This window comes from Longicatena sp. (genome assembly GCF_982403165.1).
Genome location: NZ_CEVYEL010000081.1, coordinates 1 through 8,493, shown reverse-complemented (window position 1 = coordinate 8,493; position 8,493 = coordinate 1). Strand labels below are relative to the sequence as shown.

Annotated in this window: 11 protein-coding genes and 1 riboswitch; of the genes, 3 read left to right on the top strand and 8 right to left on the bottom strand. The window is 37.7% G+C overall.

Going from position 1 to position 8,493, the window contains the following annotated elements:
* Nucleotides 1-50 precede the first annotated feature (50 nt).
* Nucleotides 51-225: riboswitch (cobalamin riboswitch) on the top strand.
* A gap of 77 nt (nt 226-302) precedes the next feature.
* The 3 genes from AC1VS3_RS12150 to AC1VS3_RS12140 are packed head-to-tail and all read left to right on the top strand — an operon-like array spanning nt 303 to nt 1,705.
* Entirely contained in the window at nt 303-797 is a 495-nt protein-coding gene (locus AC1VS3_RS12150; RefSeq protein ID WP_008688315.1) for an ATP-binding protein, read from the top strand.
* Nucleotides 787-1,299, top strand: coding sequence for a hypothetical protein (locus tag AC1VS3_RS12145; protein WP_017144656.1), 513 nt, complete (start codon nt 787-789; stop codon nt 1,297-1,299). The genes AC1VS3_RS12150 and AC1VS3_RS12145 overlap by 11 nt, the downstream gene beginning before the upstream one ends.
* The gene (locus tag AC1VS3_RS12140; RefSeq protein ID WP_008688311.1) at nt 1,283-1,705 is read left to right on the top strand and encodes a DUF4430 domain-containing protein; all 423 of its coding nucleotides are present in this window, start codon (nt 1,283-1,285) and stop codon (nt 1,703-1,705) included. Before AC1VS3_RS12145 ends, AC1VS3_RS12140 begins: the two co-directional genes overlap by 17 nt.
* Before the next feature lie 213 nt (nt 1,706-1,918).
* On the opposite strand, the gene AC1VS3_RS12135 is transcribed toward AC1VS3_RS12140, so the two are convergent.
* The 8 genes from AC1VS3_RS12135 to rpmF all read right to left on the bottom strand — a co-directional run bounded on the left by AC1VS3_RS12135 (nt 1,919) and on the right by rpmF (nt 8,433).
* Nucleotides 1,919-2,662, bottom strand: a complete 744-nt coding sequence (locus tag AC1VS3_RS12135) for a DUF3781 domain-containing protein (protein WP_008688308.1) — start codon at nt 2,660-2,662, stop codon at nt 1,919-1,921.
* A gap of 422 nt (nt 2,663-3,084) precedes the next feature.
* The gene (gene rbfA, locus AC1VS3_RS12130; protein ID WP_008688305.1) at nt 3,085-3,429 is read right to left on the bottom strand and encodes a 30S ribosome-binding factor RbfA; all 345 of its coding nucleotides are present in this window, start codon (nt 3,427-3,429) and stop codon (nt 3,085-3,087) included.
* A 14-nt stretch (nt 3,430-3,443) separates the two neighbouring features.
* On the bottom strand, nt 3,444-5,294 hold the full coding sequence (infB, locus tag AC1VS3_RS12125; RefSeq protein WP_008688303.1) for a translation initiation factor IF-2: 1,851 nt from the start codon (nt 5,292-5,294) through the stop codon (nt 3,444-3,446).
* 8 nt (nt 5,295-5,302) lie between these two features.
* A complete protein-coding gene (locus tag AC1VS3_RS12120) occupies nt 5,303-5,596 on the bottom strand; it encodes a L7Ae/L30e/S12e/Gadd45 family ribosomal protein (RefSeq protein ID WP_008688301.1) in 294 nt (97 codons plus the stop codon).
* On the bottom strand, nt 5,593-5,850 hold the full coding sequence (rnpM, locus tag AC1VS3_RS12115; RefSeq protein ID WP_008688300.1) for an RNase P modulator RnpM: 258 nt from the start codon (nt 5,848-5,850) through the stop codon (nt 5,593-5,595). The genes AC1VS3_RS12120 and rnpM overlap by 4 nt, the downstream gene beginning before the upstream one ends.
* A 20-nt stretch (nt 5,851-5,870) precedes the next feature.
* On the bottom strand, nt 5,871-7,550 hold the full coding sequence (gene nusA, locus AC1VS3_RS12110; protein WP_008688298.1) for a transcription termination factor NusA: 1,680 nt from the start codon (nt 7,548-7,550) through the stop codon (nt 5,871-5,873).
* Between the two features lie 20 nt (nt 7,551-7,570).
* Nucleotides 7,571-8,038 (bottom strand): ribosome maturation factor RimP, encoded by a 468-nt coding sequence (locus tag AC1VS3_RS12105; protein WP_008688295.1) that lies wholly within the window; start codon nt 8,036-8,038, stop codon nt 7,571-7,573.
* Nucleotides 8,039-8,262: 224 nt separating this feature from the next.
* Complete coding sequence (gene rpmF, locus AC1VS3_RS12100; RefSeq protein WP_008688294.1) at nt 8,263-8,433, bottom strand: 50S ribosomal protein L32; 171 nt, start codon at nt 8,431-8,433, stop codon at nt 8,263-8,265.
* Nucleotides 8,434-8,493: the final 60 nt, after the last annotated feature.

Here is an 8,493-nt window from a genome sequence, read left to right as displayed (position 1 = left end):
CTTCTGGCTAGACATAATATAGAAAAAAAAGCTATAATGAGATAGAACAATTGAAAATGAATATTACAGGTGTAGACATACTCAATAAGGAAGAAAGTGAAAATCTTTCGCTGCCCCAGCAGTCGTGATATGGACGAAATCCAAGATACCATTGTGCTTATGCATGAGAAGGTGGAAAGTAGGAAGAAGTTAAGCCGAAAGACTTGCCTGTAATGAATGCATCTGCTGGGTGATCAGAAAAAAGCAAATCATTTTTCCTTTTTTCTGTTTCACACTCCACAAGAAAGAGAGGGTGAAAAAGAATGCGTATGGAATATTGTGCATATAGCTTTTTAAGTGAAGATGGCAGCTTATGTGATTATGAAATTGCAACAGATGAGCTTGCCAGTATGACGGCCGTATGTGCGCATCATGTCAAACACATCAAGAGAAAAGATATACAAGAACTTGTTACACTCATCTATCATGCCAATGGTTCTATCCGAGGTAAATGTGCCATACAAAAGCATGAGGTCATGCGTCTTCATGCAATGTATGAGTTTTACTTTGTCAGGATAGAACATTTTGTTTTACCAGTAGGCAGCCTTGGTACAGCATATTTACATGTTTTGCGTGCAAAAACGAAAGCCATTATACGTATCCTAACGAAATTGCAAAAAGAAGGGCATACCATAAATCACCATTTGCTTGACTTTATGAATTTATTGGCAAATACCTTTTTTATGATGTGCCTGTATGAAAACAAAGCAGAAGGCATTGCGGAACAAGTCTTTATCAGCAAGTCCTATGAAAGCTAAAGAATTATGCTACATTGCGGTTATGGCCGCAATAGAATCGGTTGTATTTACATCATTTTCATTTGTTCTGTATCTGGAATGCATCACCTTTACCATTGTCCTTTTTGCAATGTGTTTTGAAACGAAACAAGCTGTGTTAGGTGCCATCGTATTTAGCATCGTGAATTTATCTATCCAAGGCGTTACCCCTTGGAGCATGATGTATTGTCTGATCTATCCTCTTTACAGTCTGTTTATTGGCATAAGTAAACCATTTTTACAAAAACACTTTTGGTTACTATGTTTCTTATGCGGTTGTTTATCTTTTCTAACCGGTCAGCTTGTCCAGATACCATTTCTTCTTATATCCAAAAAAATCACAATTCTTTATATCTTAGCAGGGCTGAAAATATCATGTATTCAAGGATGTCTATCCGCTTTTTGTTGCATGATCTGTTATCAGCCTATATATACCATTTTAAAAAAAATTACAAGGAGTACTTCTTATGGGAAAATTATGTAAACTACTCGCCATCTGCTGTATCCTGTTTATCAGCGGATGTACGAATAAAGAAACAAGCGAAACAGCGAAATCAGCTTCACAAGAAACAATTACTTTACACATCGTTGTAAATAAAGAAGGCGAAGAAATATTTAATAAAAAAGTTAGTGTCAAAGATCACGTAACTACCTTAGCTGACTTTTTAGAAAAAGCCAATGAGCTAAAGGTAGAAATGGAAGACAGCGCATATGGGAAAAAGATTGTTTCCATCCTAGGTGTTAAAACGAAGGATTGGCAAAAAGGTCCATGGTGGCTATATGAATCGAGCAATAATGAATCCTGCCAGGCTTCCGGCCAATGCGATGCTGCCAGTGCCTTAAAGATTAAAGACGGTGATGATTTCACTTTTAATTTTCAAGGCATGTAATATAAAAACTTTTGGAATGTGAACAGCTTATGTTACACATTCCTTTTTTAATCACTTATATAAGTTTATAACATATGATAATTATCCTTTCATATACGAATAAGCAAGGATGATCATGATAATGAACATCAACAAGTTATAAATATGGTAGAATAGCATATTTTACACGCTATTCGAGTATGATATCTTCAATTAGTGTTCGAATTTTTTAAATCATTTGATAGCATGTGCGGTAATAATCGTATAACGATAGGCGTTAATTGTTATTTTAATCCCATCAATCTCACCATACCAGTTTTTTCCTATGCGATAAATCTTACAGTTTTTATCCAAGAGTTTATCTTTGCAATACGCTACAACATTTGATACGTCTAATTTTAAATTGGTTTTGATACGCTTGCTTCCCTTCTCTGTCGTATGAATCTCATCAATATGATCGAGCAATATCCTTTTATCTTCATTCAAATTATCGTTATGCATAGAAATCGCTTTGTGTTCTTTACAACTCAACTCTGTTACCAGCAATTTAAATACGGCCAGCTTAGCAAGCATCTTAGGTGAGAACTGCCAATCTATTTTGCCAGTATTGTGATACATGATTTGCGATAAAGCATATGCTTTCTCTTTTGCATCTGTTAAGATTGCAATCTTTCCTGTCCCAATAATACTTTGAAAAGCTGCTGAATATGCACAAGGATTTTTTGCTTCTTGTAACTGATAATTTGTATCAAGTTCAAAGCCAACAGGATTTCCTGTTTTCATACACTCAATCTTTCTACCTTCCATAGCACTATGAAAATAAAAAACATAATCTGTTGCTTTCTTTTCAAATCCAAAATTTAATGGCACGATGTAAACGGCACCCTTATCTATAAAACCTAATCTACAACAATAACACTGAGAGATGATCTCCATAATTTTTTTCTCGTCAGTAACTTCTCTATCTTTACGTCTCATTTCCATTCCCCTATAAAATTAAACCTTTCTTTAGCCTATTGTATCATGGTAACTTCTGATAGTGAACTAGTTTTCTTCTACAGTCTCTTCTTGTATGCCTTTTGTAAAAGCAAGTAGACGATAGTCATTAAACTATCGCCCCTTATCAAACCGTACGTGCCCTACAAGGCATACGGCTTACCAATATGCCTATTTATGATATCCACTATATCGTAAATTCACTTCAGAATTTGCGATTTTCTTTATTCTCTTTTGTGTATAGTATTCGATTCCTTCTTCTTTCAACATCTGGTTTTATTCTTTTCCTGTTGATAAATACAATCCCTTAATAAGAAAGAAAATTCAACTATGCCTGTACATGGTTGAATTATAGCAACTGCCTGTCGCACAAAAAGATGCAGCCACAATTGACTGCATCTTGCTTATGAATGTTCATTAATCTTACTAATAATTTTCTCAATCTTATTGCCTCTTTCTAATGCATCATCGATTAGAAAATGAAGCTCTGGTACTTTACGCATCGTTAAACGTTTTGCTAAAGCACTGCGAATAAATCCCTTACTGCGATTTAACGCCTTCATCCCGGCTTCTTCTCTAGCCTTTTGACCTAAAAAGGATACATAGATTTTAGCAATTGAGAGGTCATTTGTTACCGTGACATCTGTAATCGTAATAAAGCCAATCTTAGGATCTTTTAGCTCAAACTGAATGATCTCACTGACTTCTTTCTGAATGATTCCGGCAATTTTTTCTGCTTTTACTTTCATTCTATCACCTGATGTTATTCTGGCTCAACCTGTTGGTCTTCATACGCCTCAATCAAATCTCCTTCTTTGATGTCATTAAAGTTTTCAATAGTCATACCACATTCAAAACCATTTTGAACTTCTTTCACATCATTCTGGAACCGACGCAGAGAACCTAACTTACCGGTATAGATTACAACACCTTCACGAATCAAACGCACACTGCAATCTTTCGTGATATGTCCATCCGTCACCATACATCCGGCAATCGTTCCCACCTTACTAACCTTGTAAGTCTGACGAACTTCTGCCTGGCCAATGACAACTTCTTCATAAACCGGTGCCAACATTCCTTTCATTGCACTTTCCATTTCTTCTAAAGCCTTATAAATAATGTTATGCAAACGGATATCTACGCCTTCTTCTTCAGCTTTTTTACGCACCATCGCATTAGGGCGTACATTAAATCCATAAATCACCGCATTTGATGCACTTGCCAACATGATATCACTTTCAGTAATGGCACCTGCCGTGCTACGGATGACATTCACCTTCACACCGGAAACTTCAATTTTTTCCATACTTGCCTTTACTGCTTCGGCAGAACCCTGTACATCCGCTTTAACGATGACATTAATATCCTGTACTTCACCTTCTTCAATCTGACGTGCTAAATCATCTAATGACATCGCACTTGAAGAGTTACGTTCTTGATCAATACGTTTTGTTAAACGTGTTTCCGCAATTTGACGTGCTTTCTTTTCTGAATCAAATGCTTTAAAGATATCCCCTGCAATTGGCACATCATTTAAACCAATAATCTCAACTGGTGTAGATGGCAATGCTTCTTTAATTTCGCGGCCACGATCATCTGTCATCTTACGTACGCGTCCAAAAGCAGTACCAACAACGACAGCATCACCGGTATGCAATGTACCATTTTGTACAAGCAAGGTTGTTACCGGTCCGCGTCCTTTATCCAACTTCGCCTCGATAACAGTTCCGGTTGCCATCTTATTTGGATTCGCGCGGAAGTTTTCTACTTCTGATACAACAAGAATGGTCTCCAACAAATCAGAAACACCATCGCCAAATTTTGCTGATACTTCCGCAAAAATGGTATCTCCGCCCCATGCTTCAGGAAGTAATCCTAAGTCACTCATTTCATTCATGATACGATCTTTATTAGCATTTGGTTTATCAATCTTATTCACAGCCACAATAACCGGAACACCAGCCGCTTTGGCATGATCCACCGCTTCTTTGGTCTGTGGCATAACGCCATCATCAGCAGCAACGACGATGATAACCAAATCGGTTACTTTCGCACCACGTGCACGCATGGCCGTGAAAGCTTCATGGCCCGGTGTATCTAAGAAAGTAACTTTTTTACCTTTCACTGATACTTGGTATGCACCAATGTGCTGCGTGATGCCACCAAATTCACCTTCTGTTACGTGTGTTTTACGAATCGTATCCAACAAGGTTGTTTTTCCATGGTCAACATGTCCCATGATCGTAACAACAGGAGGACGGGATACTAAGTTTTCTTCATCCTCTTCTTCAACATTCATCATCTCTTCAAAATCACTCTCTTCGATGATGATTTCCTTATGACATTCTACATTAAATTCCATGCAGACAAGTTCAATCGTTTCATCATCCAAAGTCGAGTTGATGGTTACCATCGTTCCCATCATAAAGAGAAGCTTGATGATTTCACTTGCATTGCGATTTAATTTCTCTGCTAATTCCTGAACCGTCAGTGCAGAACTGTACGTAATCTCTTTTACTTCCACACGTTCTTTCCGTGGTGTAAACTCTTTTTTGCGATTTCCATTGTTCTTACGGTTTCCATTCCCTTTTTTGTGTTGTTGTCTTGCCATATAATCACCTAGCCTTTCAAGCAAGCATGAAGTTTTTGTGCAAAACCTTCATCTAATATTGCAACAGATTTGCGATTCTTATCACCAATAGCCATGTTTAATTCTTCCCCATTCATAAAGACATAGGGCACATGATAATAGGCACATTTATCTGTCAGCTTTTTCTTACCGTTTTCTCCCATATCATCTGCCATAATAAGCAGCGAAACTTGATTGCTGCGCAGTTTTTTAAAGATCGTTTCACCGGTAGCTATCTTATGGGCACGCATAGCCAATCCCAGTGTTCCAATTGCTTTCTTCATTCACCAAATAACTTTTGTAATTCCTCATAAAGTTCTTGAGGAATCTCACATTCTAATGAACGCGCCAAAGCTTTTTTCTTCTTTGCCACTTCCAGTGCCTCAATACTGCGCTTTAGATAGGCACCTCGACCATTCTTTTTCCCTGTTTCATCAATTTCAACATTACCATCAGGGGTACGAACGATACGAATCAATTCTTTTTTTGGAAGACTTTCACCAGTTGCCACACACTTGCGCATAGGTATTTTTCTCATAAAAGCTCCCTCCTTTTTCTTTATTCTTCGTAATATTTATCATATTCATCGAAGTCAATCTCATCATGAATCCAATCATTTTCTTCTTCTTCACGTTGAGCACGTTCGATTTCTTCTAGTTCTTCTTCTGAGTAAATAGGCTTCATTTCATAATCCTTTTTACTCAAATCAAAGGTTGGTTTACGGCGTTCTTCCTTTTCTTCACTCTTTTTCCAACGTGGTTTGCTAACCGGTTTTTCTTCCTGTTTTGCGCTAACATCTGCCAATGTTTCAAATTTTGATTTATATTCTTGTTTTTCTTTGATATTTAAGCCTTCTTGACGCTGTTTTTCCTTAGCAATACGAGCCGCTCTTTCCAGATCGCTCTCTTCTTTTTCTTCTTCAACCACTTCTTCTTCCACTTCTTTTTCAGCCACTTTTTCCACTTCAGGTGCGATGATACTTGCTTTCGCTTCTATTACTACATCATCTACCATTTCTTCTGGCTCTTCTAAAATTTCTTCCTGGAAGGATACTCCTGCATCGGCAAGTGATATAGCTTCTTCACTCGCTGCCTCTTCAAAGCGTTCTTGCTGTGCCAATGCTTTGGCAGCAGCCTGCGCAGCTAAGAATTCTTCACGCTGTTTCATAGCGATGCCTTTCCAATCAATACCAGCTGCATCCACATCGCTCTCTGCTTTAATATCAATCTTATTGCCAGTCAATTTCACTGCCAGACGTGCATTTTTACCACGTTTACCAATAGCTAAAGATAACTGATTATCTGGTACGACAACCAGTAAGCCACCTTTACGTTCTTCGCTTGGGATTACGGCTAATACTTCCGCAGGTGAAAGAGCATTTTTAATTAATTCTGTAACATCTTCACTCCATTCAAAGATATCAATTTTCTCACCGCCAAGTTCATTGATGATAACCTGAACACGTTGTCCACGCGGCCCGATACAAGCACCAATTGGATCAATGTTTTCATTGTGAGAATAAACAGCCATCTTTGTGCGTTCTCCTGCCTCACGCGCGATTGCCTTAATTTCAATCACACCCTGGAAAATTTCTGGTACTTCTTTTTCAAACAGACGTTTTACTAAAGTTGCATCACCGCGAGATACTAACACCTGTGCACCTTTGGTTTCTTTATTTACTTCAATGATCACCACGCGAATACGATCACCTTCATGATAACGTTCGTTAGGAATCTGCTGATTTTTAGGCATTAATGCCAATGTCTTTCCAATATTTACGATACAGAATTTTTCCTCGACAGACTCAATCGTTCCAACAACCATCTCATCAACTTTATCACAATATTCTTCATACACAATCAGTTTCTCAGCTTCACGGATTTTCTGTTTCATAACGTTTTTAGCTAAGATAACCGCTGCTCGGCCTAACTGTGTAATGTCTACTTCTTCCTCGACAACACCATCCAGTTCCAGCTCTTGATTGATTTTCTTTGCATCTTCTAATGAAATTTCCAATTCATCATCTTCTACCGTTTCAACAATCGTACGCTGTTGATATACCTTGATGTTTCCCGTTTTTTCATTAACATCTACACGTACTAATGCATCAGGAATTTCAATGTGTTTACGGAATGCCTTAGCCAACGCTTCTTGTAGCGCTTCTACGACAACTTCCTGAGGTAATTTACGATCACTTTCGATTGCCTGCATCGCAGCCATAAAATCTTTTAACTTCATGTTCTTCTTTTTCCTTTCTCTTAAATTTTCACACTTAAGCGAATTAATGCGATATTATCGCCATCAATTGTTATCTTTTTCTTTACTGCTTTATCCATATATTCCATCGTGATATCACCATTTTCATAAGCACGCAAATATCCTTTTACGGCATCCATGCCTGCTTTGGGATTTTTCAATTTCACATAAACATATTCATCCAGAGCATCTCGAATCTGTGTTTCATCCTTTAATTCACGTTCAGCCCCCGGAGAACATACTTCTAGAAAATATTCACTGGCAATCATATCTACTTCATCCAGCTTTTCTGATATTTTTTCTGACATAGCTGCACATGTATCAATATCCATACTGCCATCTTTGCGCATGATTGCAACCTGTAAAATGCGATTTTTACCTTCTTGCTGCCATGAGACATCGTACAATTCAATATCTTCTTGTGCGAGAAGAGGTTTGATCAATTCTTTGATTTTTGACAATCCGTCCATAACATTCTCCTTTACAACATAATGAAGGAGTGGGCATGACCCACTCCGTTTGAAGTTCTATAGTTAATATACCACGTTCTATGAAATTATTCAACGCTTTTCCCCTTTTTATTTTTAAATTCTGAAAAAGCATATTTTCAAGAGGGGGATATTGTTACTGCTATATTTGTGATACACCATTATATGTTTCAGAAAAGAAAAAACCGGTTGCCCGGTCTGTTTTCTTATTTTTCTACGATTGTTTTACCGTTGTACTCACCGCATGAACACATTTTGTGAGGCATTTTGTATTCACCGCATGCTGGACATTTCACCAAAGTTGGCGCAGCCAATTTGTAGTGAGTTCTACGTTTTGCTTTTCTAGTTTTTGAATTACGTCTCTGCTGAACAGCCATGTTAGCACCTCCTACTTAATCTTCCAATTTGAATTCTTTCAACTTTGCTAAACGAGGATC

Bases quoted from the DNA above. Each gene is read 5' to 3' on its own strand.
- infB (WP_008688303.1), bottom strand. From the start codon at position 5,294: ATGGCAAGACAACAACACAAAAAAGGGAATGGAAACCGTAAGAACAAT.
- AC1VS3_RS12145 (WP_017144656.1), top strand. From the start codon at position 787: ATGAAAGCTAAAGAATTATGCTACATTGCGGTTATGGCCGCAATAGAA.
- AC1VS3_RS12140 (WP_008688311.1), top strand. From the start codon at position 1,283: ATGGGAAAATTATGTAAACTACTCGCCATCTGCTGTATCCTGTTTATC.
- rbfA (WP_008688305.1), bottom strand. From the start codon at position 3,429: ATGAAAGTAAAAGCAGAAAAAATTGCCGGAATCATTCAGAAAGAAGTC.
- rpmF (WP_008688294.1), bottom strand. From the start codon at position 8,433: ATGGCTGTTCAGCAGAGACGTAATTCAAAAACTAGAAAAGCAAAACGT.
- AC1VS3_RS12105 (WP_008688295.1), bottom strand. From the start codon at position 8,038: ATGGACGGATTGTCAAAAATCAAAGAATTGATCAAACCTCTTCTCGCA.
- rnpM (WP_008688300.1), bottom strand. From the start codon at position 5,850: ATGAGAAAAATACCTATGCGCAAGTGTGTGGCAACTGGTGAAAGTCTT.
- AC1VS3_RS12120 (WP_008688301.1), bottom strand. From the start codon at position 5,596: ATGAAGAAAGCAATTGGAACACTGGGATTGGCTATGCGTGCCCATAAG.
- AC1VS3_RS12135 (WP_008688308.1), bottom strand. From the start codon at position 2,662: ATGAGACGTAAAGATAGAGAAGTTACTGACGAGAAAAAAATTATGGAG.
- AC1VS3_RS12150 (WP_008688315.1), top strand. From the start codon at position 303: ATGCGTATGGAATATTGTGCATATAGCTTTTTAAGTGAAGATGGCAGC.
- nusA (WP_008688298.1), bottom strand. From the start codon at position 7,550: ATGAAGTTAAAAGATTTTATGGCTGCGATGCAGGCAATCGAAAGTGAT.